At 47.5% G+C, this 25,445-nt stretch carries 31 protein-coding genes; all 31 read right to left on the bottom strand.

The window, feature by feature from the left end:
* Positions 1-22: 22 nt before the first annotated feature.
* Entirely contained in the window at positions 23-1,273 is a 1,251-nt protein-coding gene (gene rseP, locus OKS35_RS02645; RefSeq protein ID WP_015881422.1) for an RIP metalloprotease RseP, read from the bottom strand.
* A 3-nt stretch (positions 1,274-1,276) separates the two neighbouring features.
* Positions 1,277-2,434, bottom strand: a complete 1,158-nt coding sequence (gene dxr / locus OKS35_RS02640) for a 1-deoxy-D-xylulose-5-phosphate reductoisomerase (protein WP_264092414.1) — start codon at positions 2,432-2,434, stop codon at positions 1,277-1,279.
* Positions 2,435-2,448: 14 nt separating this feature from the next.
* Positions 2,449-3,246, bottom strand: coding sequence for a phosphatidate cytidylyltransferase (locus OKS35_RS02635; RefSeq protein WP_159562101.1), 798 nt, complete (start codon positions 3,244-3,246; stop codon positions 2,449-2,451).
* A 1-nt stretch (position 3,247) separates the two neighbouring features.
* Positions 3,248-3,985 (bottom strand): isoprenyl transferase, encoded by a 738-nt coding sequence (locus OKS35_RS02630; protein ID WP_264092413.1) that lies wholly within the window; start codon positions 3,983-3,985, stop codon positions 3,248-3,250.
* Positions 3,986-4,069: 84 nt separating this feature from the next.
* Complete coding sequence (frr, locus tag OKS35_RS02625; RefSeq protein ID WP_031421698.1) at positions 4,070-4,630, bottom strand: ribosome recycling factor; 561 nt, start codon at positions 4,628-4,630, stop codon at positions 4,070-4,072.
* Positions 4,627-5,352 (bottom strand): UMP kinase, encoded by a 726-nt coding sequence (pyrH, locus tag OKS35_RS02620; RefSeq protein ID WP_015881417.1) that lies wholly within the window; start codon positions 5,350-5,352, stop codon positions 4,627-4,629. Before pyrH ends, frr begins: the two co-directional genes overlap by 4 nt.
* A 110-nt stretch (positions 5,353-5,462) precedes the next feature.
* The gene (gene tsf, locus OKS35_RS02615; RefSeq protein ID WP_078146717.1) at positions 5,463-6,344 is read right to left on the bottom strand and encodes a translation elongation factor Ts; all 882 of its coding nucleotides are present in this window, start codon (positions 6,342-6,344) and stop codon (positions 5,463-5,465) included.
* A 117-nt stretch (positions 6,345-6,461) separates the two neighbouring features.
* Complete coding sequence (gene rpsB, locus OKS35_RS02610; protein WP_015881415.1) at positions 6,462-7,202, bottom strand: 30S ribosomal protein S2; 741 nt, start codon at positions 7,200-7,202, stop codon at positions 6,462-6,464.
* A gap of 152 nt (positions 7,203-7,354) precedes the next feature.
* On the bottom strand, positions 7,355-7,747 hold the full coding sequence (locus tag OKS35_RS02605; protein ID WP_214782964.1) for a hypothetical protein: 393 nt from the start codon (positions 7,745-7,747) through the stop codon (positions 7,355-7,357).
* A 12-nt stretch (positions 7,748-7,759) separates the two neighbouring features.
* Entirely contained in the window at positions 7,760-8,530 is a 771-nt protein-coding gene (locus OKS35_RS02600; RefSeq protein ID WP_159562099.1) for a FliA/WhiG family RNA polymerase sigma factor, read from the bottom strand.
* 12 nt (positions 8,531-8,542) lie between these two features.
* On the bottom strand, positions 8,543-9,028 hold the full coding sequence (locus OKS35_RS02595) for a chemotaxis protein CheD (protein ID WP_031421691.1): 486 nt from the start codon (positions 9,026-9,028) through the stop codon (positions 8,543-8,545).
* A complete protein-coding gene (locus OKS35_RS02590) occupies positions 9,021-9,620 on the bottom strand; it encodes a chemotaxis protein CheC (RefSeq protein WP_015881411.1) in 600 nt (199 codons plus the stop codon). Before OKS35_RS02590 ends, OKS35_RS02595 begins: the two co-directional genes overlap by 8 nt.
* A complete protein-coding gene (locus tag OKS35_RS02585; protein ID WP_015881410.1) occupies positions 9,610-10,041 on the bottom strand; it encodes a chemotaxis protein CheW in 432 nt (143 codons plus the stop codon). Before OKS35_RS02585 ends, OKS35_RS02590 begins: the two co-directional genes overlap by 11 nt.
* 12 nt (positions 10,042-10,053) lie before the next feature.
* Positions 10,054-12,045, bottom strand: a complete 1,992-nt coding sequence (locus OKS35_RS02580; RefSeq protein WP_264092412.1) for a chemotaxis protein CheA — start codon at positions 12,043-12,045, stop codon at positions 10,054-10,056.
* 19 nt (positions 12,046-12,064) lie between these two features.
* Positions 12,065-12,904 (bottom strand): MinD/ParA family protein, encoded by an 840-nt coding sequence (locus OKS35_RS02575; RefSeq protein ID WP_074037232.1) that lies wholly within the window; start codon positions 12,902-12,904, stop codon positions 12,065-12,067.
* Positions 12,883-13,938, bottom strand: coding sequence for a GTP-binding protein (locus OKS35_RS02570; RefSeq protein WP_214782958.1), 1,056 nt, complete (start codon positions 13,936-13,938; stop codon positions 12,883-12,885). The genes OKS35_RS02575 and OKS35_RS02570 overlap by 22 nt, the downstream gene beginning before the upstream one ends.
* Before the next feature lies 1 nt (position 13,939).
* Complete coding sequence (gene flhA, locus OKS35_RS02565; RefSeq protein WP_256440172.1) at positions 13,940-15,961, bottom strand: flagellar biosynthesis protein FlhA; 2,022 nt, start codon at positions 15,959-15,961, stop codon at positions 13,940-13,942.
* 13 nt (positions 15,962-15,974) lie between these two features.
* Positions 15,975-17,069: a flagellar biosynthesis protein FlhB gene (flhB, locus tag OKS35_RS02560; protein WP_214782955.1), complete on the bottom strand. Its 1,095-nt coding sequence runs from the start codon at positions 17,067-17,069 to the stop codon at positions 15,975-15,977.
* Entirely contained in the window at positions 17,066-17,836 is a 771-nt protein-coding gene (gene fliR / locus OKS35_RS02555; RefSeq protein ID WP_074037236.1) for a flagellar biosynthetic protein FliR, read from the bottom strand. The genes flhB and fliR overlap by 4 nt, the downstream gene beginning before the upstream one ends.
* Positions 17,833-18,105 carry a flagellar biosynthesis protein FliQ gene (fliQ, locus tag OKS35_RS02550; RefSeq protein ID WP_015881403.1) on the bottom strand — a complete coding sequence of 91 codons (273 nt, stop codon included), beginning with the start codon at positions 18,103-18,105 and terminating at the stop codon, positions 17,833-17,835. Before fliQ ends, fliR begins: the two co-directional genes overlap by 4 nt.
* An 11-nt stretch (positions 18,106-18,116) precedes the next feature.
* On the bottom strand, positions 18,117-18,782 hold the full coding sequence (gene fliP, locus OKS35_RS02545; RefSeq protein ID WP_074037237.1) for a flagellar type III secretion system pore protein FliP: 666 nt from the start codon (positions 18,780-18,782) through the stop codon (positions 18,117-18,119).
* On the bottom strand, positions 18,779-19,273 hold the full coding sequence (locus tag OKS35_RS02540; protein WP_074037238.1) for a flagellar biosynthetic protein FliO: 495 nt from the start codon (positions 19,271-19,273) through the stop codon (positions 18,779-18,781). The genes fliP and OKS35_RS02540 overlap by 4 nt, the downstream gene beginning before the upstream one ends.
* On the bottom strand, positions 19,270-19,635 hold the full coding sequence (locus tag OKS35_RS02535; protein ID WP_015881400.1) for a response regulator: 366 nt from the start codon (positions 19,633-19,635) through the stop codon (positions 19,270-19,272). The genes OKS35_RS02540 and OKS35_RS02535 overlap by 4 nt, the downstream gene beginning before the upstream one ends.
* Positions 19,636-19,648: 13 nt before the next feature.
* Positions 19,649-20,779: a flagellar motor switch phosphatase FliY gene (gene fliY, locus OKS35_RS02530; RefSeq protein ID WP_264092411.1), complete on the bottom strand. Its 1,131-nt coding sequence runs from the start codon at positions 20,777-20,779 to the stop codon at positions 19,649-19,651.
* Positions 20,776-21,765, bottom strand: a complete 990-nt coding sequence (fliM, locus tag OKS35_RS02525; protein ID WP_214817277.1) for a flagellar motor switch protein FliM — start codon at positions 21,763-21,765, stop codon at positions 20,776-20,778. Before fliM ends, fliY begins: the two co-directional genes overlap by 4 nt.
* 9 nt (positions 21,766-21,774) lie before the next feature.
* Positions 21,775-22,227, bottom strand: a complete 453-nt coding sequence (locus tag OKS35_RS02520) for a flagellar basal body-associated FliL family protein (RefSeq protein WP_015881397.1) — start codon at positions 22,225-22,227, stop codon at positions 21,775-21,777.
* A complete protein-coding gene (locus OKS35_RS02515; RefSeq protein WP_031421671.1) occupies positions 22,220-22,438 on the bottom strand; it encodes a flagellar FlbD family protein in 219 nt (72 codons plus the stop codon). Before OKS35_RS02515 ends, OKS35_RS02520 begins: the two co-directional genes overlap by 8 nt.
* Positions 22,438-23,349: a flagellar basal body rod protein FlgG gene (flgG, locus tag OKS35_RS02510; protein ID WP_015881395.1), complete on the bottom strand. Its 912-nt coding sequence runs from the start codon at positions 23,347-23,349 to the stop codon at positions 22,438-22,440. Before flgG ends, OKS35_RS02515 begins: the two co-directional genes overlap by 1 nt.
* Before the next feature lie 18 nt (positions 23,350-23,367).
* Positions 23,368-23,796 (bottom strand): flagellar hook capping FlgD N-terminal domain-containing protein, encoded by a 429-nt coding sequence (locus OKS35_RS02505; RefSeq protein WP_214782949.1) that lies wholly within the window; start codon positions 23,794-23,796, stop codon positions 23,368-23,370.
* Positions 23,768-24,856 carry a flagellar hook-length control protein FliK gene (locus tag OKS35_RS02500; RefSeq protein WP_264092410.1) on the bottom strand — a complete coding sequence of 363 codons (1,089 nt, stop codon included), beginning with the start codon at positions 24,854-24,856 and terminating at the stop codon, positions 23,768-23,770. The genes OKS35_RS02505 and OKS35_RS02500 overlap by 29 nt, the downstream gene beginning before the upstream one ends.
* Positions 24,857-24,878: 22 nt before the next feature.
* Positions 24,879-25,445 carry a MotE family protein gene (locus tag OKS35_RS02495; RefSeq protein WP_196430544.1) on the bottom strand — a complete coding sequence of 189 codons (567 nt, stop codon included), beginning with the start codon at positions 25,443-25,445 and terminating at the stop codon, positions 24,879-24,881.

Below are 25,445 nucleotides of genomic sequence, written 5' to 3'. Positions count from 1 at the left end.
GTTTCCCTTCTCTACAAACAGCTTATTTAAAGAATGATTGAATGTCGTTCCAAGTGACAATCAACATTAAAATCATCAAGAGTGCGAATCCGATAAAGTGGACGAATCCTTCCTTTTTCGGATCGATCGGACGTCCGCGTACCGCTTCGAACAAGAGGAAAATCAAACGTCCTCCGTCTAACGCTGGCAATGGGAGCAAGTTGAAGATGGCAAGGTTGACGGAGAGAAGCGCTGTCCAATTCAACAGCATGATCAAACCGCTCGCCGCTACTTCATCTGTCATCCGTACAATCCCGACCGGACCTGCTAGTTGATCGACACCGACTTGTCCTGTCACCAAATCACCGACCGCAGAGAAGATCAGCGTCGACATCGTCCATGTCGTTTCCGCCCCCGTCGTCACGGCTTTGACCGGTGATCGTTCGAGCGCGTTCGTGACACCAAGAATCCCGACCGTCTCTCCGTTTTGTTCGACTGCTTGTGGTGTAAGGGTGACAGTTGCTTCCTCTCCATCACGGACATACGTGACTTCCGTAGGGGTGTCCGCGCGGTCTTCTAAAGCAGATCGCAAGTCGAGCCAATCGGTAATCGGCTCGCCTTCAATCGAGACGATTTCATCCCCACTCATCAAACCAGCCTCATCAGCGGCTGAATCCGGTTGAACCGTACCAATTTGACCATCGTTCGTTGGGGTTCCTTGAACGAGCCCAACAATGATGAGCAAGATGAACGCCAAGACAAAGTTCATCGCCGGACCGGCTGCGATGGCCAAGACACGCTTCCAAACCGACTGGGCCCCAAACGTTCGATCATACGGTGCAATTTGAATTTCCATCCCTTGGTCGACAAGGAGTGTGTCTCGCTCTAATGAATAGACCCGCACTTCCTCATCGATGAGAAGTTGAACTTTCAACTCATGTGTCGAATCGAACTTATCGACGGTTCCGACGACATGGACATCTGTAGCCGTGTCCGGTTGGAAGTAGACACGATCGACCGTCCCCTGTTCAGTGAGACGAAGTCCGACATGCTGACCCGCTCGGACTTCAATCGGTTCAAAATCTTCTCCGGCCATTTTGACGTAGCCACCGATTGGTAAAAGACGAATGGTATAGAGCGTTTCATTTTTACGGAATGAAACAATTTTTGGACCGAATCCGATTGCAAACTCGTGACAGAGAATGCCTGCCCGTTTCGCCATGACGAGGTGTCCCCATTCGTGTACCGAAATGAGAACGCCAAACATCAAAACGATGGCGATAAAAGTCGTCATGATTTATTCCCCACCTTCAATTCCTTGCTGAATCTGTTGACGTACTGCTTGGTCAACTTCTAGAATTTGCGCGAGCGTCGGCTCGGCAATGACCTCATGTCGAGCCATCGCTTCTTCGACGAGTCGTTCAATCTCTAAAAACGTGATCTGACCGTTCAAGAATAGGTCCACTGCCACTTCATTGGCTGCATTCAAGACGGTTGGCATGGAACCACCGGCTCTTCCTGCTTCGAACGCTAACCGGAGTGCCGGGTAACGATTGAAATCAGCCTCTTCAAAATGCAGCTTTCCGATTTCCTTCAAGTTTAACCGCTTATTCCCCTCGATTTCAAGCCGCTTCGGTCCCGATAGCGCATAAAGGATCGGACCGCGCATATCCGGGTTTCCAAGCTGGGCCATCACGGCAGCATCTTTAAATTCGACCATCGAATGAATAATCGATTCTCGATGCAAGATGACTTCAATATCATTATAATCGATATCGAACAGCCAGTGTGCCTCGATGACTTCCAAGCCTTTGTTGAACATCGTCGCCGAATCGATTGTGATTTTTGCTCCCATTGACCAGTTCGGATGATTCAGTGCGTCTTCAACAGTCACATCAGCCAGCTCATCGCGTGAACGATCACGGAAACTACCGCCTGAAGCCGTTAGAATAATCTTTGATACATCTTCTCTTCGTTCCCCGTTCAAACATTGATAAATCGCGGAGTGTTCACTGTCGACAGGCAATAGGTTGACCCCATGTTCTTTCACGGCCGCTTTGACAAGATGTCCTGCGGTAACGAGTGTTTCCTTGTTGGCGAGTGCAATATCTTTCCCTGCTTGAATCGCCGCAAGCGTCGGTTCGAGTCCAATTGCTCCAACGACTGCCGTCACGACGATGTCAGCCCGTTCTGCCGTCGCACACTCTTTCAGCCCCTCCGGTCCAATAAAATAGAGAGGTTCATATGTAAGACGTGGCTTCAACTGTTCGAGTACTTCGATACTCGTTGCCGACACATATTTTGGTCTAAGTCGATTGATCCATTCCGTGGCGACATCGACGTTCGTTCCGAACGCATACGCCTCAAGTTCAAACAGGTCGGGGTGCTGTTCGATGACGTCACAAGTTTGAACGCCAATCGAACCAGTCCCACCAATTAAGCTAATTCGCTTCATTTCGACACTCCTTTTTAAAGCAGATTAAACACCCAAATGACGGTAAAGACCGCAATCATACTATCAAACCGGTCTAAAATGCCACCATGTCCTGGTAACAGGTGACCCGAATCTTTGACTCCATACTGGCGCTTATAAGCAGACTGCACCAAATCTCCGAGCTGTCCGACTACCGCCACGACAATCGCTAAAATGACGACCTCAATTATCGGCAAAATCGGATCAATCCAGACGAAGATGATACCGAGTACAATCGCAGACACAATGCCCCCAATCGCCCCTTCAATCGTCTTGTTCGGACTAATCGATGGCCATAATTTGGCTTTCCCGAATGCCTTTCCGGTAAAATATGCTCCCGAGTCCGTCGCCCAAATCATAAACAAGATTAGCAACACTTTCGATAGACCGTCCTCAGAGAGCCGGACTAACGCAAAACTAGAGAAACCGACGACCAAATAGACCGCTGAGACGAAGTAAAAACTAGCGTCTTCATACGTGAACCGATTTTTCGTGACCACTGTCCAAAACAGCAACAACACGAGCCCTAAGACGAGCCATTGTTCAATCGAGAACGGAAGTTCATCCGTGACAACCTGATTCTCAATCAATAATAAGAGGAATGGGAACGCCACGAGGAGCGCTGTCACCAAGAACGGAAACGCCAACAGCTTATGCTGTCGCATCAACGTGAATTCACTCAATCCGATGAGTGCTAAAATCCCCATCAATGAAACAAATGCATTTCCTCCAAGCGCAATTACCGTGATGAAGATGGCTCCTGCCCATAGTCCTGTAATAATACGTGTCTTCATGTTACACCCCACCAAAACGTCGCGTGCGCGCGTTGTATGATTCAATCGCTTCTACAAAATGCTCACGCTTAAATTCCGGCCACAATACTTCTGTGAAATGAAGTTCAGCATATGCGCTTTGCCATAATAAAAAGTTAGAGAGTCGTTGTTCCCCGCTCGTCCGAATAACGAGATCCACGTCTTGAACGTGTGTCATGAGTCGTTCACCAATCATACGGTCATCGATATCGTCTGCCTGAACCAAACCGGACTGAATGTCTCCTGCAATGCTGCGCATCGCTTGAACGAGCTCATCCCGTCCCCCGTAGTTGAGTGCGAAGACAAGATTCAACCCTGTGTTCGCGACGGTCCGTTCTCTCGCCTCGTTAACGGCTTCTCGTGTCTCTCGTGGGAGTTTCGACGTATCTCCCGCAACGAGCACTCGTACATTCTGTTCGTGGAGTTCTTTCAAATCGGTCTCCAAAAACTGTTTCGGCAGTTTCATCAAGAATGAGACTTCCTCTTCCGGACGAGTCCAATTCTCTGTAGAGAACGCATAAAGCGTCAGAGACCGAATCCCGAGTTCTTGTGCTGTTCGTACCGCTTCCCGGATGGACTTCATCCCTTCCCGGTGACCCATGATGCGAGGGAGACCACGTTTTTTGGCCCAGCGTCCATTTCCATCCATAATGATGGCTACGTGCTCAGGAACACTTAACTCCGCCTCGATTTTCGTTTTAGGATTCACCCATTTAAACATTCTGTTATCCTCCTGATTGTATGAAAGAAGGACCCTCTCAGAAAAAGGGTCCCCACACAGCTTTTTGGTATACCACTTCCGTGATTACACTTCCATGATTTCTTTTTCTTTAATTGCTGCAGATTCATCAATCTTCTTGATATACGAATCCGTCAACGTTTGAACGTCATCTGCATATCCGCGGAGATCGTCTTCTGTTAACTCGCCATCTTTCTCGAGTTTCTTCAAGTTTTCATTTGCGTCACGACGAACGTTACGGACAGCGACTTTCGCTTCTTCTGCGTATTTTTTCGTGACTTTAACTAATTCTTTACGACGTTCTTCCGTCAATGCAGGAATCGCCAAACGAATGACCGTACCGTCAGATGATGGAGACAAGCCGAGGTCTGCCTTTTGAATCGCTTTCTCTACTTCAGAAACCATTGACTTATCCCATGGTTGAATCAAAAGTAGGCGCGCTTCTGGTGTATTGATGTTTGCCACTTGATTGAGTGGGGTTGGGACACCATAGTAATCAACTTGGACAGGATCCAAAATCGATGCGCTGGCACGGCCAGTGCGAAGCGTTCCAAAATCACGTTTAAGTGAAGAATGCGCTTTTTCCATTTTTTCTTCAGCTGTTTTCAATACTTCTTTGACACTCATGAATTGACTCCTCCTACTACCGTCCCGATATGTTCCCCGAGAACGACACGTTTAATGTTACCTTCTTCAAGCAATGAGAATACAATCAATGGAATGTGGTTGTCCATACAAAGTGACGTTGCTGTCGAGTCCATGACTTGAAGTCCATCCTTTAAGACGTCAAGATAAGACAACGTATCGTACTTCACTGCCGTCGCGTCCAATTTCGGATCAGCTGAATAGACGCCGTCCACATTGTTTTTACCCATTAAGATGACATCAGCTTCGATTTCAGCCGCACGGAGGGCAGCTGTCGTGTCCGTTGAGAAATATGGGTTTCCTGTGCCGGCCGCAAAGATAACGACGCGTCCTTTTTCAAGATGACGCATTGCGCGACGACGAATGTATGGTTCAGCAACTTGTCGCATTTCAATTGATGTTTGGACGCGCGTTTGGACACCGTACGTTTCAAGGCTATCTTGAAGAGCAAGTGAGTTCAATACAGTTGCGAGCATACCCATGTAATCTGCGTTTGCCCGATCCATCCCGAGTTCACTACCCGTCTTTCCACGCCAAATGTTTCCGGCACCTACAACAACGGCGACTTCTACACCCATCTCGATCAATTCTTTAATTTGACTTGAGATTGAGTTTACAATGTTAGGGTCGATCCCGTAACCTTGATCTCCAGCGAGCGCTTCTCCACTCAATTTTAACACAATTCGTTTATATTTCGGTTCCATAACTTTGCCTCCTCTTGCTTGAAAAAAGGGAACACGCTCCCTTAACGAACTAACTCAAGGTTATACAGACGTGTTCCCATTTTTAGTTGCATCACTGATTGTGACACAGATTATTTTTTAAGTTGGTTCATAACTTCTTCAGCAAAGTTCTCTTCACGTTTCTCCATACCTTCTCCTACTTCGAAGCGTACGAACGAGTTGATTTTTCCGCCTTTTGATTCTACGTACTTACCAACTTTGAAGTCGCTGTCTTTTACGAACGTTTGGTCAACGAGGCAGATTTCCTCGAAGTACTTGTTCATACGACCAGCAATCATCTTCTCAACGATGTTAGCAGGCTTGCCTTCGTTAAGTGCTTGCTCAGTCAAGACTTTCTTCTCGCGGTCGATTTCTTCAGCTGATACTTCATCGCGTGTCGCGTAAAGTGGACGTGCTGCAGCAACGTGCATTGCAACGTCTTTAGCAACTGTTTCGTCAGATGTGCCGTCGATTACAACGACTGACCCGATGCGACCACCCATGTGGAGGTACGTACCGAATACTGCATCGTCAGCTTTTTCAAGAACAGCTACACGACGGAGTGAGATTTTCTCTCCGATTGTCGAAGCTTCTTCTTGAATGTACGTTTCAAGTGTTTTACCTGCTTCGTACTCAGCCGCGAGTGCAGCTTCTGCAGTTGTTGCTCCTGATGCGAGTACTGCTTTTGCTACGTTGTTTACGAGTGTTTGGAACTTCTCGTTCTTCGCCACGAAGTCTGTTTCTGAGTTGATTTCGACGAGCACAGCTTTGTTGCCTTCAACTGCTACTGCTGTCAAACCTTCAGCGGCGATACGATCACCTTTTGCTGCTGCTTTAGCGATTCCTTTTTCGCGAAGGAAGTCGATTGCTGCTTGCATGTCACCGTCTGTTTCAACGAGTGCTTTTTTGCAATCAAGCATTCCTGCTCCTGTTTTTTCACGAAGTTCTTTTACCATTGCTGCTGTAACTGCCATCGGAAATTCCTCCTTGTAAAACTAACGAATTTTAAGAAAAAGCACAGGGCTTTTTGATTACATGTCCTAAAAAAAGGTGATAAAAGGCTTTCCCTTTATCACCTATTGTCTCACTGATTACTCAGCTTCTGTAGCTTCAGCTTCTGTCGCTACAGCTTCTTCAGCAACTTCTTCTTCACCTTGCTTCGCTTCGATGATTGCATCTGCCATCTTAGAAGTGAGCAATTTAACTGCACGAATTGCATCGTCGTTCGCTGGGATTACGTAGTCGATTTCGTCTGGGTCACAGTTTGTGTCGACAATCGCAACGATTGGGATGTTCAATTTGTGAGCTTCCGCAATTGCGATACGCTCTTTACGTGGGTCAACGATGAAGAGGGCGTCAGGCACACCAGGCATATCCTTGATTCCGCCGAGGAACTTCTCAAGACGAGTCATTTCTTTCTTCAAGATGATGACTTCTTTCTTAGGAAGTACTTCGAACGTGCCGTCTTCTTCCATTTTTTCGAGTTGCTTCAAGCGGTTGATACGCTTTTTGATTGTTGAGAAGTTAGTGAGTGTTCCACCCAACCAACGCTCGTTAATGAAGAACATTCCAGAACGGATTGCTTCCTCTTTGATTGTATCTTGAGCTTGTTTTTTCGTACCAACGAAGAGGACGTTTCCGCCTTCTGCCGCGAGTTCACGAACAAAGTTGTAAGCTTCGTCTACTTTTTTGACCGTCTTTTGAAGGTCGATGATGTAGATCCCGTTACGCTCTGTGAAGATGTATTTCGCCATTTTTGGGTTCCAACGGCGTGTTTGGTGACCGAAGTGTACACCAGCTTCAAGCAATTGCTTCATTGAAATTACTGCCATGATAAATTTCCTCCTTGTGGTTTAAAAAAGTCCTCCGCCTCGTTCATTGTTGTATTCCGACCTTTCGGCACCGAGGAATATCATCCCGAGACGTGTGTGATGTGTTTAACACCGAGAATTACTATAGCATATGTCACGAAATCCGGCAACTCTCACTTTTTACGAAGTTTCGCATAAAGCGCAAGCTCGCCCTCGCCTTTTCCGAGGATACGGGCAGCGTCCCGCACGGAATGTCGCAACAAGACATCGTCCACGTCGATTGACGCGGACGGGGTCGTCTCTTCTGTCGCCTCTACGACCGTTTGGATGGACTCATTGACAGGGAGCGATGAAGCTTCTTCCTGTTGAACCACGTTCGAACGTTCAACGGGTTCTTGAACAACGAGGTCGTTCATCGACTCCATGAATGAAAGAAGCAACGTCTCGGTCTCTTGCTTCTCTCGTTCGAGCCGTTCGACTCGTTCCTGAAGCGCTTGGACTTGTCGGTAGCCGAATAAAAAACCGTAAGCAACCAAACAAGCTGTGATCACATATACAATATACACTTGTTCATCTCCTTACGATGTCTTTTCTTCTAAATAGGACCGACCGAGCGCGTGTTTTAATGTCTTCAACGCTTTGGAATGAATTTGCGAAATCCGTGATGTTGACAGTTCGAGCACTTCCCCAATCTCCGTCAACGTCAGTTCGTCAAAGTAAAACAAAGAGACGACGAGTCGTTCTTTTTCGGATAAATGGTCGACTTCTGCTGCCAGCACATCAATCAATTCGCGTTGCAACAACGTATCTTCTGGCTTTTCAGAATCCGGGTCGAAATACGTGACAGACATGACTTTTCCTTCTTCTTGCAACGTCACGGCCTCATCAATCGACAACATATTGGCAAAGTACCCTTCCGCCATCGTTCGTTCGATTTCTGCAATCGGTAAGTCGCATGCCGAAGCTAACTCGCTCTTCGTTGGAGCACGATGTAACGACTGTTCAAGCTGTTCTGCCACCTGATCGATTTTTTTCACTTTTTCTCGAACCGACCGAGGTAACCAATCCACTTTTCGTAAACCGTCGATAATGGCTCCACGAATCCGAAACGCAGCATACGTATCAAATTTATTATTGTGCTCTGGATCATATTTCATAAGGGCATCGTACAATCCCATGTAACCCAAACTTTTCAATTCGTCGCGTTCGACGCTCTTTGGAAGCGTCACGATCATCCGTTGTACGTGGTAGTGGATGAGAAACTCGTAATGTGCTAGTAATTCGTTTGCTGTATCCATATCACGGTCCATATTCCAGCGATCCCACAACTGTGTAAGATGAGTCGTCATGTCGATCCCCCCTTATAGTTCTTTCGTACCCACGCTCACCGTCCGAATCGATAAGACAGATGTTGCGACATCAAACTCGATTGTCCGCCCGTTATGTCCGCCACAATCTTCTGCCACGAGCGGAATACGATGGACTTTTAATGCTTGGCGGATGGCCTCGGCGTTTCGCTCACCGATTCGCATCGCCTCGTTCTCATATTTAAACTGAAACATCTGAGCGCCGCCTGCCATCTTTGCTTGAAGCCGTGTGGCCCCTTCTCGTTTCAATGAATGCACGAGTGTATCAATGGCTGTATCTGCGTATTTTCCTACTTCAATCGTCTGGTTCTTACGAGCAATCGTCGAGTCCGGCAACATGACATGTGCCATCGCTGCCAATTGGAGGCGGGTGTCATATAAAATGACACCCACACATGACCCGAGTCCGGCTGTACGTAACCGATTTGGTGCGGTCGTCTGCTTCCATTCGGCAATGCCGATTTTTAATACATCAGCCATTGCCAAGCAACCGTTCTTGAATCCGTTTGAGCGACCCATGTGTTGGTAGGAACAACACATGTCCTGCACTTACTTTTTGATCAATCATAAATGTCGTGTCGATATAGAGCGCCGCGTCTTCCTCAGGTTGTACAGACGTGACGACAAATTCAACAATCGAACCTGCCATATCGATGGCCGTTGCCGGCACTTGAATCATAATCGGTGTCTGTAACCAGTCACCTAGCGCTCGCGCATAAGCACCGCTCATAATATTCCCGACCTCTTCCCAAGCCGATTGGCCGAGCTCATCAAAAGAATCAAATGAATATGGCATCCCAATCAAGGTCGAAACCATTTGCTCGGCATCTTCCACGGCGAACAAAATGAGGATCATTCCACGAATATCACCATCTAATTCCAACAAGACCGAGGCAACATGTCGTTCCGGACCGCCGACTCGCTCTGGTAAATAGGTGATCGGTTCCATTTCGGCAGAAGACACGGTAATGTTCACCGGTTTCGAAAGCATTGCCGACAAGGCAGTCGCCGCATGTCCAGACCCTATATTTCCCAGTTCCTTTAACAGGTCTTGTTCAAACTCACTCAGCATACTGTTCCTCAAACAACGCATTCGCATCGAGTAAAGAGAAGAGTTTATCTTCTCCTTTTGCGATGGCTGTCAAATGTGCCGAGAGCATATCGCGGCTCGATTCCGGAATCGGTTCGATTCGTACTTCGTCGCTTTCCACGACCTCATTCGCACGGTCGACGATAAATCCGGCATCTCCTTGATTCAACGAGGCGATCAGGATGCGTGTCTCATCCGTTGGTTCGATTTCTTCGTAGCCGAGTCGCAAGCGAAGGTCGATGACCGGCGTGACGACACCACGAAGGTTGATGACCCCTTTCACATGTGACGGTGCGTTCGGCACTCGTGTGATCGGCTGAAGTCGCTCGATTGAACGGACCGACTGTACGTCGATCCCATACGTATTTTCTTCAAGTGAAAAGACTACCCATTTCTGTTCCATCAATATTCCTCCTTAAAAGAGATCGTTACTATCTACGATAAGGGCGACGCGACCGTCACCAAGAATGGTCGCACCAGAGATAGCTGGAATCCCTTCAAGATACGTACCGAGCGGTTTCATGACAATTTCTTGTTGACCGATCAAATCGTTGACGACGACGCCGACGAGTTTGTTGCCTTTTCGAACGACGACGACCGGGAATTGCGACTTCGTCTCTGATTCGATGCCAAACATTTCTTTCATGTAGACGAGTGGGACCAGTTGACCACGGAAGTCGAAGACTCGCTCACGGTGTGCTGTCAAAATGTCCGCTTCATCAAGTAATGTCGTCTCAAGGATCGATGTCAATGGAATCGCATACGATTCCTCTCCCACTTGAACGAGCATCGCCGAGATGATAGAGAGGGTGAGCGGTAAGCTGACCTGGAACTTCGTGCCTTGTCCCCCAACCGTCTCTAGAGAAACGACCCCACCGAGTGACTCGATTTTATTTTTGACGACATCCAGTCCGACACCGCGTCCTGACAAGTCAGTGACCACGTCTGCCGTCGAGAAGCCCGGAGCAAAGATCAGCATCGCCAATTCGTTCTCAGACATCGTCGTCGCTTCTTCATCTGTGATCACGCCGCGCTCCAACGCTTTCGAACGAACCTTGTCGACGTTGATGCCGGCACCATCGTCCTCGATTTCAATGAAGACTCGGTTTCCGCCGTGATACGCACGGAGTGCAAGCATGCCCTGCTCCGGTTTTCCGGCTTGAAGACGTACTTCCGGACGTTCGATGCCGTGATCGATGGCGTTACGGATCAAGTGGACGAGCGGATCGCCAATTTCATCGATGACCGTGCGATCGAGTTCTGTTTCAGCACCTGAAATGTCCAACTGGACTTTTTTATGAATCTCTTTTGCGACCGAACGCACCATTCGTGGGAAGCGATTGAACACTTGTTCGATTGGCATCATCCGGAGGGTCAAGACGAGTGATTGTAACTCGTTCGTTCCCCGCTTGATTTTTTCGACCGTTTCATTCAATTCTGGTTGACCGACTTCGTCCGCCAGGCGCTCAAGGCGTCCACGGTCGATAATGAACTCTTCAAACAAGTTCATCAGACGATCAATTCGTTCTAAGTTGACGCGAATCGTTTTTGCTTGTGCTTGAGCGGCTACTTGCTCTTTCGTATCTTTCGCTTCTTCCTTGTCCGAGGTAGCTTGAACGACAGGTTCAGGTGCAATCGTCTCCGCTGTCACAGCGACTTCTGGCTCACTGACCGCTGTTTCTGTAAACGCATTGACTTCGACGTGCTCCACTTCCGATACTTGAGCGATGGCATGTTCAATCACTTCTGCCGTCTCTTGTGACAAGAATAAGACGTCGAACGACAAGTCAAATTGCTCTTGTTCGATTTCTTCTGTCTCCGGATGTGTGCTGACGACCTCACCTAGTTCTTGAAGGCGATCGAATACCATATACGCACGGGCCGCTTTCAAGACGACCGCGTCAGACAGTTTGACTGTGATTTGATACGCCTCAAAGCCTGTCTGTTTGGCTTGCTCGATGACCGAGGTCGTATATAAATCAATCTCAAACGTGCTCGTCTCTGAAGTTTTTTCGACTGCGACTTCTTTCCCACCGATGAAGGATTGGAATGCAGCGACCGTTTCTGATACATCCACGTTCGCGCCTTGTCCTCCGCTTTCGATGTCCGCAATCATGTCTTCCATCTGTTCCATGGCGATGAACATCGTATCCAACAAGAGTTGGTTACTTTCCTTTTTGCCGCCACGGACGAGGTCGAGCGCGCTCTCCATCTCATGTGTCAAGTTGGCAACGCGTTCGTACCCCATCGTCGAAGACATCCCTTTTAGCGTGTGTGCCGACCGGAAGATCTCCTGTACAACATCCGCCCCACCCGATTGTTCTAATTTAAGTAATTGTGTGTTGATTGATTGGATATGTTCTTGGGATTCATCTAAAAACAACCCTAAGTATTCATTCACGTCCATCTCATTTGCCTCCCTGTCGTTATACTCGGTTCCACTGTTTTCGTAAGTTCCCCATCAAACGGTCCATCAAGTGACGTGGTTTCGGAGGCGTACCCGTAAGCGTTGTCAAAATTCGTTCGAGGCGCCAGCTAATATCACTCTTTCGGTTGTATTGATAAAACGGGACTTGGGCGATGACTGCCTTTCTGACAGATGAGTCGTCTGGTAGAAAGCCGAGGAATCGAATCGTCTTATTTAAAAACTGTTTACATGCGACTTCCATCCGTTCGAAACATTGAAGGGCTTCCTCACCGGACTGGGCTCGGTTGACGATGACGCCAAGCGGTAAGTCCGGGTACTGATGGTGCACCAGTTTCGTATATGCATAACCGTCCATTAGCGAGGTAGGTTCTGGAGTCAAAATCAAGAACATCTCATCGCAACCCGCGATGAATTGGAGTGAGGTGTCCGTCGCTCCAGCCCCCATATCGAACAGGACATAATCATATTCGGTCAATACTTCGAGTTCTCGCATGAGAAATTGCATGTCATCATCTGAGAGATGGACGAGTTGGTCCTGCCCACTCCCTCCATGTAATATATCGACACCATATACATTTTTCTGAACAGCTGCAGCCAATGGAATACGAGCTTTGACGGTCTCGATCATCGTTCTGGACTTCATGGCATTCATCAAGATGTGCACATTGGCCATTCCGATGTCAAAGTCGACAATCAACACTCGTTTTCCGAGTTCAGCTAGGGCGATGGCCGTGTTTACACAGACGTTCGTCTTTCCGACCCCACCTTTCCCACTAGCAAAGGCGATTGTCGTCGGATGGGCAGCATTGATTGCTCTTAAACGCCTTGCTTGGTCCATCTTGCCCACCCTTCTTTCTCAAACAGTCGTTTCGTCAGTGCGTCCGCATGCCCCCGAATCAGATCGTCCGGCACTTCTTGGCCGTCTGTCATCCAGGCGACCGGAAGACCGCTCTTTTTCACCATGCGGTACATCGCGTGGATATCACTTGTCTCGTCCGCCTTCGTAAAAATGAGTGAGCTAAGAGGCAATGACTCGAATTGCGAATAGATCATATCCATGTCCTTCGTTTTGGATGTCAAACTCAAAACGAGCGAAAGGCTTGTTTCAGTGAAGTCGTGATGTTCATGAAACTGTTCGACGTAAGCCGGATCGCGGAAATTTCGTCCCGCCGTGTCGATTAGCACGATGTCTTTACGAGCAAACAATTGCTTGGCACGCTTGAAGTCATGAAAGTCATATGCCACTTCCACCGGAATACTCATGATTTCAGCATACGTCTTCAGCTGTTCGATGGCAGCGATTCGATACGTGTCGGTCGTGATCAATCCGACCGTTTTGCCTTCCGTCAGCTTGAAGTGCGCCGCAAGTTTGGCGAGCGTGGTCGTCTTGCCGACCCCCGTCGGTCCAACGACCATAACATATCGTTTAGCTTCAGGCGGTTCAATGAACGACGATTTGACTTGTTCGTAAACGAAACGTTCAGCTTCTTTTACAGATTTTGTCGTGTAGTATAGTTCGTTCAGCGTTTCCTCCCACGACTCATCCGCAAAGGATTCAGTCGAGAGCAGTGATTCGACGTGTTGCAACGAGGCGTGTAGTCTCGGTCCCGCTCCTCCGATCACACGTGGTGGCGTCTGCGTCACGACAGGTGGTGTTGGTGCTGTCCGAACAGGGACTGGCTGTCGTGGCTTTGTGACGACTTGCTCTTTTTCGAGGGCTGCGATGACCTCCACTTGCTTTGACGCAAAGAGACCGAACCATCCTGTCTTCACTTGTCGTGAGTTGAGGATGACCGCTTCGTCTCCGAGCTCTTGTTTCACTTTCGCCATCGCATCAGCCATGGTCTTCGCCGTAAACTTTTTAATCTGCATGTTAAATCACCCCAATACTTTTCACTTCGACGGAACTAAGTAATTCGTTATAAGCCAATACCGGCACATCTGGATAATACCGTTCGAGTAATTGACGAACGAACAGACGAATCGTTGGGGAACATAAAATCACAGCCGATGCCCCATATCGTTCAAACATCGACAGTTGTTCTCCAGTGCGTTCGATAATCTCTCGAGCTTGCTCTGGGTCGAGCGCCAAATAGTTCCCGAACTCCGTTTTTTGAACCGCATCTTGCACCGTCTGTTCCGTCTGTCCGCCGAGTGTCACGACGTAAAGGGGACCTTCAGGTGGTTTGACTTGATCGGTCAATTGACGGGACAACCCTTGTCGGCAATACTCTCCTAAGATTTCCGCATCTTTCGTCACTTTTCCGTAGTCTGCCATCGTTTCAAATAGAAGCGGCAAGTTTCGAATGGAAACACTTTCTTGGAGTAAGTGGCGCAACACTTTCTGAATTTCGCCAATCGAAAGGACTGACGGTGTCACGTCCTCTACGAGAACCGGATGCGTCTCTTTCAGGTGCTCGACGAGTTGTTTCGTCTCTTCCCGACCGAGTAAATCAGCCGCATGTTTCTTCAACGTCTCGGTCAAGTGAGTCGCGACAACAGAAGGCGGATCAACGACGGTATACCCGCTCATTTCTGCCCGAGTTCGTGTTTCTTCATCAATCCAAAGGGCAGGAAGACCGAATGCTGGTTCCGTTGTTTCAATTCCATATACCTCAGGGTCTTCGATGCCCGGGCTCATCGCCAAGTAATGATCCAGCAATAGCTCTCCCTCTGCAACGACGTTCCCTTTGACTTTGATTCGGTATGCGTTCGGTGATAACTGCAAGTGATCGCGAATCCGGACCGTCGGTAAGATGAAGCCAAGCTCGAGTGCGAGTTGACGACGAATCATGACAACGCGGTCTAACAAGTCACCGCCTTGAGACTCATCTGCAAGCGGAATCAAGCCATACCCGAATTCAAATTCAATCGAGTCAATCTGCAACAGCGAGACGACTGATTCTGTTGGCGCTGTCGATGGTTCCTCTTCGAGCATCGGCTCTTCCGTTGCCTGACGGATATTTCGACGCATCGTGTAGGCGCCGAAGAATGCCGTTCCGGCAATGATCATCGTCACAGGAAGTAGGGGCGGTGATACAAAACCAAGCATGAAGACAATCGACCCGGCGATATAAAGGAGTGATGGGTTTTGACCGAGCTGGTCGATTACGTCTTCCCCTAAGTTTCCATCCGAGACGGCACGGGTCACGATGATCCCGGTCGCGGTCGAAATCAAAAGTGCTGGGATTTGACTGACCAAGCCATCCCCGATTGTCATGAGTGAGAATGTTTGGAACGCTTCTCCAACTGGTAATCCCATTTGAACGACACCGATGATAATCCCGAAGATCAAGTTGATCGTAACGATGATAATACCAGCGATGGCATCTCCTTTAACGAACTTCGATGCCCCGTCCATTGATCCATAGAAGTCTGCCTCGCTTTGAATTTTACGGCGACGCATCTGGGCTTCTTTGTCGTCAATTAAACCAGAGTTCAAATCGGCATCGATGGCCATCTGTTTCCCCGGCATCGCATCGAGTGTGAAGCGAGCAGATACTTCCGATACACGCTCTGCTCCTTTCGTGATGACGACGAATTGAATGATGACAAGAATCAGAAAGACGACAAATCCGACAAGGACATTTCCACCGATGACGAAATCACCGAACGTCTCGATGACTTCCCCACCATAACCTTTAGATAGAATCGAACGGGTCGTCGATACGTTCAAACCAAGACGAAACAACGTCACAATCAATAAGAGAGAAGGGAATACGGAGAAGTCAAGTGCTTCCCGGGCATTCATCGCCACAAGTAGAATCATGATGGCGATCAAAATATTTACGATGATTAAAAAGTCTAATAAAAACCCCGGTAGCGGGATGATCAGCATGATGACAATCATCAACACACCAATCAAAATTGCAAAGTCTTTCGCTTTTACTGCCAACACATACTCCTCCTCAAGACGGTTGTTTCATTTGATAGACGAATGCCAGTACTTCCGCAATGGCTTGATAAAACGATTCGTCTACCACTTCACCGATGTCGATTTGCGCATAGAGCGCTCGCGCGAGTGGTTTATTTTCAACAATGGCCACGTCATGTTCTTTTGCGACATCTCGAATATGAAAGGCGACCCGGTCGACCCCTTTGGCGACCACGAGCGGCGCAAAATCTTTCGTGTCATCATATCGAATGACGACCGCGTAATGGGTCGGGTTCGTGATGACGACATCGGCATTCGGTATCTCTTGCATCATCCGTCGCATCGCCATTTCCCGTTGTTGCTGTTTGATTTTAGATTTGATGAGAGGGTCACCTTCCGTATTTTTGTACTCATCTTTTATATCTTGCTTAGACATTCGGATCGATTTCTCGAAATCAAATCGTTGGTAGAATAAATCGAGTAGTGCAAGTGCGAGCAAGGCGACACTTACCCAAAGACCAAGTTCGATTGTGATACTCGCGAGTGCGACAATCGATTCACGAACTTGTTCGACGGCCATCCGAGACAGTTCTTTCTGATTTTTCCAAAGGACAGCGACAGCGGTTGTCAGGATGATTAACAATTTGAATAAGGACTTTAAAAATTCGACGACCGCTTTCATACTGACGATGCGTTTGACCCCCTTGATCGGGTCGATCCGCTCAAGCTTTGGTTGAATGGCTTCTAAAGAAAATAACGTTCCGATTTGTAGGTAATTGATGAGAATCCCAAACACGACGGCGACGATAAAGAACGGAGCCAAAATCAAACCGACACGGAGCATTAAGTCGACAATCATATCCGACATGCCGCCCGTCACGTTAAACAATAAATACTCTGGGCTGAGTAAATCGCTGATTAAAGAAAGCAATTGCTGCCCAATCACGGGACCGAAAAAAGATAACATGAGAAACATCGCAAAAAGTGCGAACGCTCCAGTCAAATCGGCTGACTTGGCGACCTGCCCCTTCTTTCGGGAGTCTTCCCGTTTACGTGGCGTCGCTTTTTCTGTCTTTTCACCTGCAAAAAACTGTAGATTGACCGATAAAGGATATAGAGGCTTCTTCATGAGGCGTCTCCTAATATGAGCATAAAGTCGTGCATAACTTCTTGTAATAGCGGGATGAACTGGCTGATTCCTGTCAATGTCAGTCCCATCAATAAAACCATGACGGCAAAACCAGCGATAAGTTTAAATGAAAATCCGATGGCAAAGATATTGAATTGCGGTGCTGACTTCGCTAAAAAACCGAGAGCTAAGTCCACAAGCAGTAAGGAAGCCATCATCGGCAACGCTAATTGCAACGCGACCATCATTGTCATCGTGACGACTTTTACAGCCATCATCAATGAAGCTTCAGTAAAATTGATCATCGGTTGGCCAGGCGGATAGATTTGAAAGCTATAATAAATGCCGTCAATCAGCAGAAGATGCAGGTTGCTCGTCAACAAAATGAATAGCGTAAAAATATAATAAAATCGTCCAATCAATGGTGATTGACCGCCAAACATCGGATCATATGCGGATGCCATCGCTAATCCGAGCTGTAAATCGATGACCCCACCGGCAATTTGCGGTGCAAAAAATAGGATGTTGATCAACAGTCCGAGTAAAAGTCCGATCATGACTTCATAGACGACTTGCAGGACAAACGCATTGGTCATTTGAATTGGCTCGGTCAATGTGAACATTGCATAGTATGCTAAAAACGCACTGAACGCGACGCGGTGCATGACCGGTAATTGTCTCGTCGAGAACAACGGGACACTGACAAAAAAGCCAGACAGTCGCGCGAACGTTAATCCATACATACTGATGAAGTCGACTGCATTCATTTCGAAGCAACCTCGACCATCAACTCAAAAATCAAACGCGTGAACCCTTCAATCTGTTGAAGCATCCACGGTCCAAAAATGACGAGACCGATGAAGACCGAGATAATTTTCGGAACGAACGATAACGTTTGTTCTTGAATTTGAGTCGTGGCCTGTAAAATCGAGATCACGAGACCGACGATCAGTGAGATGAGTAGAAGTGGCATTGATATTTTTAATAAGGTCCACACACTCTCTGTCGCCAAATAGATGACCATTTCTTGTGTCATGTCCGTTCCCCCTACATACTTCTAAGCAATGATTCCACAATCAAGTGCCAGCCATCGACCAATACAAACAATAATAATTTAAACGGCAGTGCAATCATGACTGGAGGAAGCATCATCATCCCCATCGACATGAGGACACTCGCGACTACCATATCAATGATTAAAAACGGTAAGAAAATCATGAAGCCGATTTGGAAAGCGGTCTTCAACTCACTGATCGCATAAGCAGGAACCAAAGCGAGGAGAGGTACATCATCTAGTGTCTCCGGCTGCTCATAATTCCCATACTTTAAGAACAGTTGTAAATCTTCTTGTCTTGTATATTTCGACATGAACTCTTTCATCGTCCCACTTGCCTCATCGAACGCCTCATTTTGTGAGATCTTGTCATCGAGGTATGGTTTTAATGCGTTCTCATTTAAGTCAGAGAGAACTGGAGACATGACGAACAGTGTGATGAACAGTGCCAATCCGACAATCAATTGGTTCGGTGGCGTTTGCTGTGTACCGAGCGCCGGTCGAATGAATGACAAGACGACCACGACACGGGTAAAGCAAGTCATCAAGATTAAAAAGGATGGTGCGAGCGTCAGCAATGTCAACAAAATCAATAGCTTGATGGATGTCGATGTACTGTCCGGTGTTTCTAAATTGATCAATTGCTCAAACGTTGTCATGATTTCTTCCTCACTTCTTCTAGCTGAGCGAGTTGTTTCTTAAAGGTGTCTAAAAATGCATTCGAATTTGACGTTCGGAGTGACAAGGTTTCCGTTTGCTCTTCCTCCATCGTGTCCGCATCAAGTCGATCGATCAGTTGAATCGAATCGCCGACACCGAGTACATATACCTGGTCACCGAGCTTCACGAGCTGAACAGAGCGGTCTTTCCCAAGAGGGACGCCTCCGAGATGTTTCATATGTTGAGTCGCTTTCACGCCTTGTGTTTTGGAACCGAGCCAACGCATCAAAACGATAAATCCGCCGACCACGACCACGAGACTTAACACGACTTTCACGCCATTGCCAATGGTTGACGCTGTCGTTGGAACGTTACTTTCCTGTTCATCTGTCTGTTGTTGCTCGAATTGTTGGTCTACGGTGGCGGCCTCAACCGTGGTTGGACCGAAGAGCCCAACCACGAGAAGAATAATCAACCACCATTTCTTCATTGTGCGACCGTTTTAGAAACTGCTTCGATGACACGCTCTGCATTGAAAGGTTTGACGATAAAGTCTTTTGCACCAGCTTGAATGGCATCGATGACCATCGCTTGTTGTCCCATCGCTGAACACATGATGATTTTCGCATTCGAGTCGAAGCTACGAATTTCTTTCAATGCTGCGAGTCCATCCATCTCAGGCATCGTGATGTCAAGTGTGACGAGATCCGGTGTGAGTTCACGATATTTCGCGACAGCGTCCGCTCCGTTTTCCGCCTCACCTACTACGTCGTACCCGTTCTTTGTCAAAATGTCCTTAATCATCATACGCATGAACGCTGCGTCATCTACTACTAATACTTTTGCACTCATTCTAAATTCCTCCTTAAACGATTCCGATCCGCTCATGCGGTTGAATAATTTCTGTTACACGTACCCCAAAGTTTTCTTCAATGACGACGACTTCTCCTCTAGCGATTCGCTGTTGGTTGACATAAATGTCTACCGGCTCACCTGCTAATTTGTCGAGTTCAATGATGGAGCCTTGTGATAACTCAAGTACTTCCCGAACGGATTTTTTCGTTCTTCCTAACTCTACTGTCACGTTTAACGGGACATCATACAGCAACCCAAGATTTGCTGGGGCCGTTTCTTGTGACGCCGGTGATTGGAGTGGCATGAATTCCGCCTGGCTCACAGCTACTTCCGGCATAGATTTTTGCTTGTTTGGTTGTGGGGCAACGGACTGTGCTGGTTGTTGTGCTTGCGGCTGTGGTTTCGGTGCTTCCGCTCTCGGCTGCTCTTTTACCGGTTCTGATGCCGCTTGGACCTCTCCAGTCGCTTTCATCAACTCGTCGACTAACTGCTTTCCAAACTGAATTGGTGCAATCTGGACAATCGTTGAATCAATCAACGTGCCTACTTTGAGATTGAACTCAATGAGTACCATCGTCTCCCATAGTTCAAGGCGATCGATGATTGTCTGATTCTTTGTTGCATCAAACACTTCGACAAGCGGTGGCGAGATGTCAATTTTCTTCGAAAATACCGTCGATAAAGACGTTGCTGCCGCACCCATCATTTGATTCATCGCTTCTTGAACAGCTGATAAACGAATCTCATCAAGGCTCTCCGGATCAACATTCTCTCCACTTCCACCTAACATGAGGTCGGAGATGATTGCCGCATCTTCGCGAGTCAATACGAGAACGTTTTCCCCTTGGATTCCTTCTGTATAGCCAACTCGAAGTGCCACGTGAGGAGTGGGATAGCGTTCGCGTAACGCTTCAATTCTCACTTCACTGACAACCGGTGTCGTAATTTCAACCTTCTGTTGTAATAATGTTGACAAGGCTGTTGCCGAGTTCCCGAATGAAATATTCCCAATTTCTCCGAGTGCGTCGCTCTCCATCGAATCTAAATGTTCTTCTTTTGCTTCGACTTCTGGCGTCGGCGTATTGTCGCTTGTCCCACGTAATAACGCATCAATTTCATCTTGTGACAGCATCTCACTCATTGCTCTTCCTCCTTCACACGGTGAAGCACTTGAACCGCCATTCGCTTCCCGCTCACACCGACTTGCCCTTTAAATACTTTATTTTCCCCCACCATGACGGACAGAGGTTCTTTTGCTAATTGATCGAGTGCCAAACAATCTCCGACTTCTAGATGCAACAAATCTCCAAACGTGATTGTCGTCCCACCGAGTAAGGATACAACTTCGACTGTCGAGTTCATCAATTGAGCTTTAAGTGGCTCTTTACTCGATTGACTTGCATTCCGTCGATTCGCTTCTTGCATCCAATAATGACTTGATAGTTTGGACAATACCGGTTCGATTGTCACGAATGGAAGACAAACGTTGATGGTTCCGCTCACTTCACCAATCGTCACACCAATCGAAATCAAGACGACCGTTTCGTTTGGTGAAACGAGTTGCAGGAACTGCGGATTCACTTCAACAGCTGACATTTCTGCTTTAATCTCAGCAATCGATTCCCAAGCATCCCCATAAGTCGAAAAGGCTCGTTTGTACAATTGCATCAAAATCCGCATCTCAATTTCGGTGAACGATTCGATTTTATCCATCTCGACACCAGGACCTCCGAGTAACCGGTCTAGCATCGCGTATGAGATGTTCGGATTGACTTCGATGATGAATCGTCCGTTTAACGGTGGCGCCTCAATCAAGTTGATCATCGTCATGCTCGGAATGGAATGAATGAATTCATCGTACGGTAATTGTTCGACCGAGTTGACCGAAAACTGAACATATGTGCGAAGTTGAGCCGAGAAAAATGTCGTGAGCATACGCGTGAAATGTTCGTGAATCCGAGTTAAGCTGCGAATTTGGTCTTTTGAAAATCGAACGGCTCGCTTGAAGTCGTATTGTCGAACTTTCTTCTCTTCCTCTTGCGCGAGAAAGGAGTCCGCTTCGACATCCCCACTGCTTAAAGCAGATAGTAAGGCATCAATTTCTTGTTGAGACAGTACTTCTCCCATGATGCCACCTCACTGAATAATTTTCTTCGTCATATAGACGCGTTGGACTTCACCTTCTTCAAGCAGTCCGTTAAGTTGTTCTCGTAATGTTTGTTCGAACTTTTGCATATCTTCTTTTGTTGCCAATTGGGCTTTCGTCATCCCGGATAAATCACCCAAAATGACGTTGTGAACTTGGAACTTGCGTAGTTCTAAATTCTCTTTCGTTTCAGCCGAATCTGTGACAATCGTAAATTGAACGTTAATGAAACGCTCGTCTTGAATGTTGGTCGTCATGTCATCAGTCATGAAACTCCGTTCTGCCAACTCTTCAGCTGTGACAGGTTTCGTTTTAGCAGTGACGTTATCACCAAAGACATATTTGTAAGTCATGAATCCGGCACCGCCCATGACGAGCAGGACGACAAGCAGGATGATTACGACTTTTAGGCCGCCACCTTTTTTCTTTTCTTCTTCACTCATCTTCTTCACCTCTTGTGAACATCGTTCCGACTAAACCGATTGAGCGGTAAAAGGCTTCAGTTCGTTCAATGATTTGATCTTTCGTTTCTTTTACGAGATACGTTTTGCCATTAAACAATTGGATGATCGTGTCGGGCTCTGCCTTCACCGTTTCGATGAGCAAAGCGTTGAGCACGAACTCCTCACCGCGAAATGCCGTAACGCGAATCATCAGCGTTTCAAGTTGACGAGCTCTTGAAGGATCTCGTCCGATGTTGTGATAATTCGTGTGTTCGCCTGGAATCCACGCTGTGCCACAATCATTTCTGTGAACTCTTCTGAAAGGTCAACGTTTGACATTTCAAGTGCACCTGAGACAAGTTCACCGCGACCGCCCGCACCAGGTACGCCAAACTGTGGAGCACCGGAGTTTTGCGATTGTACGAAGTTGTTGGCTCCGACTTTTGATAACCCGGCATTGTTCGAGAAGTTCGACGTGACGATATAACCAGCGATACGAAGTTCACCATTAGCAGCTACGAAACTAACTTGTCCGTCTTTACCAATTGAAAGCGATTTTGCATCTGTTGGGATTTTAATTCGACCGTATTTAACGGTTTGTGTACCTGCATCAGCTGCTAAATAAGGTGCGTCTAAGTTCGCCCCCATATTTGCTGCAGTAGGTGTGGCTGCAACTCCGGCAACACCAGAAGGAGGCAACGTGTTCGTCTGAGAACCAATGAGGTATGTCCCGTCGCCCGTCACCAAATTACCTTGGTTGTCCGTGTAGAAGTTCCCAGCGCGCGTGTATTGGATTTGACCATTGACCATCGTCGCATAGAATCCTTCACCTGAAATCCCAACGTCAAGGGCGCGTCCTGTGTTTTGCATGGCACCCTGGTTATAGACGTTATCGACCGTCGCCATCGTCCCCCCGAGACCGACTTCCTTCGGGTTCACACCACCTGTTGTCGCATTTCCGGCCGACGCACTCCCGACTTGTTGACTGACGAGGTCTTTGAACGTGACGCGACCTTTTTTATAACCGAACGTGTTGACGTTGGCGATGTTGTTCCCGACGACGTCTAGCTTCGATTGGAAGTTCTTCAATCCACTGATTCCTGAGTACATTGCTCTTAACATAATGCATTCCTCCTATGCTTATTTGATCGATGTGATATCGTACACGCTGACGGATGTTCCGTCTTCAAGATCGGCCATATATCCGGTTAAGTCGTTACGAGAAATGGAAACGACACGACCTGTGCCTTTCGTCGTCTCTTCACTCGTTTCGGTTGTAAAGTTGATTGTTTTCCCAATCATGCTACTGTATTCAGAAATCGACGACATGTGACGGTCGACGAGAACCGAGTCGAGTTGTTTTGAGATGGCTTGCATTTGCTCGAGAGACGAGAACTGCGCCATCTGTGCGATGAACTCTTTATCCTCCATCGGTGACATCGGGTCCTGGTTCGCGATTTGAGCGAGAAGCAACTTCATAAACATGTCTTTATCGTATTGATTTGTCGCTTTTGGGAGCGACTGATCTGGCAATGTATAATCATTCGTCTTCGGTTGGATGCTCGTCATCTTCAGACCCTCCTTTAGGCTGTTCTTGTGGTTGTTCTTGTTCCGGTTGCTCGGAACCATCGGACAAGGCTGATTTTGAATCGAGCGCCTGTTGTGTCAAGTTGACCTCGATCCGAACGTTTTGCGAATGGGGTGTCAACGTTTGTTGCAACTGTTGAACCTGTGACTGGATCAGTTGCTTCGCCTCTTGATTGCTGGCAAACATCTTGACGACAAGTTCTCCATTCTTCCGCTCTAGCTTGACGACGAGTTCCCCTAACTGCTCCGGATACAATCTTACAGTGAAGACTTTTGAACCATCTGCCCCACTTTTGAACGGTGCCTTTTGCAAAGCCGCTTCAATCCGAGCTTGTAAATTCTCAGGAAGGGATCCTTTCGAAGCATACATGACCGTGTCCACGTCAATCTGTGGTCTTGACCAGTTCATCCCTTTCGGCATCCAGTCTACGTTATTTGGCTGTAGCGCAGGTTTTGCGATTTTTACGGTTTCAACATTTGACAAGACGGGAACTTCTTTCAATGTACCTTCGATTGGTCCTTTATATTGTGTGATGATCCGTTGCATCGTTTGAACCTGTTTGGCAAGTTCTTGGTTTGGAACTTGTTGAGTTAGTGCAATGTTGGTCGTCTGAGCATTTCCCTCTGTTTGCTTCGTAGTATGGACTTTCGGCGTAGTCGTCGTCTGTACAATCGCCGGTAAAACCGAAGACGGGATTTCAGTCTCAGGCGAAGGATTAGACAATTGACCGAGTAAACTTACATATGCATCCATAAACGTCCGATACGCATCTTGTGGCAGTGATTTTAGCCACTTCAATGTATCAGGCTTTTGAAACCATGTTTCGAGTTCCTGTGCCACTTTTTCCAAATCGACTGATCCTTCAGGAAGCACACCTTCTTCAAGTTGAGGAAGTTCTGCCTGCTCCCCTGAGCCTTGCATTGGGGCAAGCATCGCAGAAAGGAGGCTTAAAAATCCACCTGCTCCCTGTGATTCTCCCTCCACTGCTCCAGTACGAGCCATCGATCCTTGAATGGCTTGCGTCAATAAAGCGATATTCAATGTTGACCCTCCCTTCTTGTGTTCATTGGAGAAGCTGCGTCACAACCGCAGCCTGTTGCGCATTCATTCGTCCTAAGATGTCTGCCTGTTGCTTAGGTGATAGCTCCTTCAACAGTTCAGCAACTTGAGGGCTTTCGAGTTCACCCATAATAGCTGCCGCCTGTTTGGCTGACATTTCTTCATAAACGCTGGCGACATCAGATGAGGTCTCCTCTTCTTTTGACGCTGCCTCTAGTTCCGAAACGAGTCGATCTCGTTCACGAATCAAATCGGTGATTTCTTCTTGTCTAGCCTTTACTTCGTTCGTCAATTCAACATTTTCGTTGCGAAGTTTTTCAATCTCACTGTTCGCCGCTTTTAATCGGTTCGCTGCGTCCGAATCGATTCCCGTCACATTCACCTGCGTCTCCGTTTTTTTTGATTCTTCCGTTTTCTCGTCCTCGTTCACTTCTAATAAGGGAACGGATAAGAGCGGACGGTCCATCGCATAGTTCATGACGACGATCCCACCGACTAAGATGAAGATTGCTGGAATGAGGACCAACGCCACAATCATTTGCTTGCCTCGTTTATTGTTCTCTTTTGCCAT

The sequence above is a fragment of the Exiguobacterium sp. N5 genome (assembly GCF_025842465.1).
GTDB classification, from domain to species: Bacteria; Bacillota; Bacilli; order Exiguobacteriales; family Exiguobacteriaceae; genus Exiguobacterium; species Exiguobacterium profundum.
Note: the sequence above shows the minus strand (reverse complement) of the source record. Positions and strands in the feature narration are given on the sequence as shown.

Excerpts from the sequence above, each read along its gene's own strand:
- fliQ (WP_015881403.1), bottom strand. The coding sequence starts at position 18,105 with ATGACACAAGAAATGGTCATCTATTTGGCGACAGAGAGTGTGTGGACC.
- OKS35_RS02570 (WP_214782958.1), bottom strand. The coding sequence starts at position 13,938 with ATGCAGATTAAAAAGTTTACGGCGAAGACCATGGCTGATGCGATGGCG.
- OKS35_RS02515 (WP_031421671.1), bottom strand. The coding sequence starts at position 22,438 with ATGATTCGCGTTACGGCATTTCGCGGTGAGGAGTTCGTGCTCAACGCT.
- fliY (WP_264092411.1), bottom strand. The coding sequence starts at position 20,779 with ATGAGTGAGATGCTGTCACAAGATGAAATTGATGCGTTATTACGTGGG.
- OKS35_RS02630 (WP_264092413.1), bottom strand. The coding sequence starts at position 3,985 with ATGTTTAAATGGGTGAATCCTAAAACGAAAATCGAGGCGGAGTTAAGT.
- OKS35_RS02575 (WP_074037232.1), bottom strand. The coding sequence starts at position 12,904 with ATGGACCAAGCAAGGCGTTTAAGAGCAATCAATGCTGCCCATCCGACG.
- fliP (WP_074037237.1), bottom strand. The coding sequence starts at position 18,782 with ATGACAACGTTTGAGCAATTGATCAATTTAGAAACACCGGACAGTACA.
- flgG (WP_015881395.1), bottom strand. The coding sequence starts at position 23,349 with ATGTTAAGAGCAATGTACTCAGGAATCAGTGGATTGAAGAACTTCCAA.
- fliR (WP_074037236.1), bottom strand. The coding sequence starts at position 17,836 with ATGAATGCAGTCGACTTCATCAGTATGTATGGATTAACGTTCGCGCGA.
- OKS35_RS02585 (WP_015881410.1), bottom strand. The coding sequence starts at position 10,041 with ATGGAACAGAAATGGGTAGTCTTTTCACTTGAAGAAAATACGTATGGG.
- rpsB (WP_015881415.1), bottom strand. The coding sequence starts at position 7,202 with ATGGCAGTAATTTCAATGAAGCAATTGCTTGAAGCTGGTGTACACTTC.
- OKS35_RS02635 (WP_159562101.1), bottom strand. The coding sequence starts at position 3,246 with ATGAAGACACGTATTATTACAGGACTATGGGCAGGAGCCATCTTCATC.
- frr (WP_031421698.1), bottom strand. The coding sequence starts at position 4,630 with ATGAGTGTCAAAGAAGTATTGAAAACAGCTGAAGAAAAAATGGAAAAA.
- flhB (WP_214782955.1), bottom strand. The coding sequence starts at position 17,069 with ATGAAGAAGCCTCTATATCCTTTATCGGTCAATCTACAGTTTTTTGCA.
- fliM (WP_214817277.1), bottom strand. The coding sequence starts at position 21,765 with ATGGGAGAAGTACTGTCTCAACAAGAAATTGATGCCTTACTATCTGCT.
- OKS35_RS02600 (WP_159562099.1), bottom strand. The coding sequence starts at position 8,530 with ATGACGACTCATCTTACACAGTTGTGGGATCGCTGGAATATGGACCGT.
- rseP (WP_015881422.1), bottom strand. The coding sequence starts at position 1,273 with ATGACGACTTTTATCGCCATCGTTTTGATGTTTGGCGTTCTCATTTCG.
- OKS35_RS02595 (WP_031421691.1), bottom strand. The coding sequence starts at position 9,028 with ATGGCTGATGTATTAAAAATCGGCATTGCCGAATGGAAGCAGACGACC.
- OKS35_RS02495 (WP_196430544.1), bottom strand. The coding sequence starts at position 25,445 with ATGGCAAAAGAGAACAATAAACGAGGCAAGCAAATGATTGTGGCGTTG.
- OKS35_RS02540 (WP_074037238.1), bottom strand. The coding sequence starts at position 19,273 with ATGAAGAAATGGTGGTTGATTATTCTTCTCGTGGTTGGGCTCTTCGGT.
- OKS35_RS02535 (WP_015881400.1), bottom strand. The coding sequence starts at position 19,635 with ATGAGTGCAAAAGTATTAGTAGTAGATGACGCAGCGTTCATGCGTATG.
- OKS35_RS02520 (WP_015881397.1), bottom strand. The coding sequence starts at position 22,227 with ATGAGTGAAGAAGAAAAGAAAAAAGGTGGCGGCCTAAAAGTCGTAATC.
- tsf (WP_078146717.1), bottom strand. The coding sequence starts at position 6,344 with ATGGCAGTTACAGCAGCAATGGTAAAAGAACTTCGTGAAAAAACAGGA.
- OKS35_RS02505 (WP_214782949.1), bottom strand. The coding sequence starts at position 23,796 with ATGACGAGCATCCAACCGAAGACGAATGATTATACATTGCCAGATCAG.
- dxr (WP_264092414.1), bottom strand. The coding sequence starts at position 2,434 with ATGAAGCGAATTAGCTTAATTGGTGGGACTGGTTCGATTGGCGTTCAA.
- pyrH (WP_015881417.1), bottom strand. The coding sequence starts at position 5,352 with ATGGAACCGAAATATAAACGAATTGTGTTAAAATTGAGTGGAGAAGCG.
- OKS35_RS02580 (WP_264092412.1), bottom strand. The coding sequence starts at position 12,045 with ATGGACGTGAATGAATACTTAGGGTTGTTTTTAGATGAATCCCAAGAA.
- OKS35_RS02590 (WP_015881411.1), bottom strand. The coding sequence starts at position 9,620 with ATGCTGAGTGAGTTTGAACAAGACCTGTTAAAGGAACTGGGAAATATA.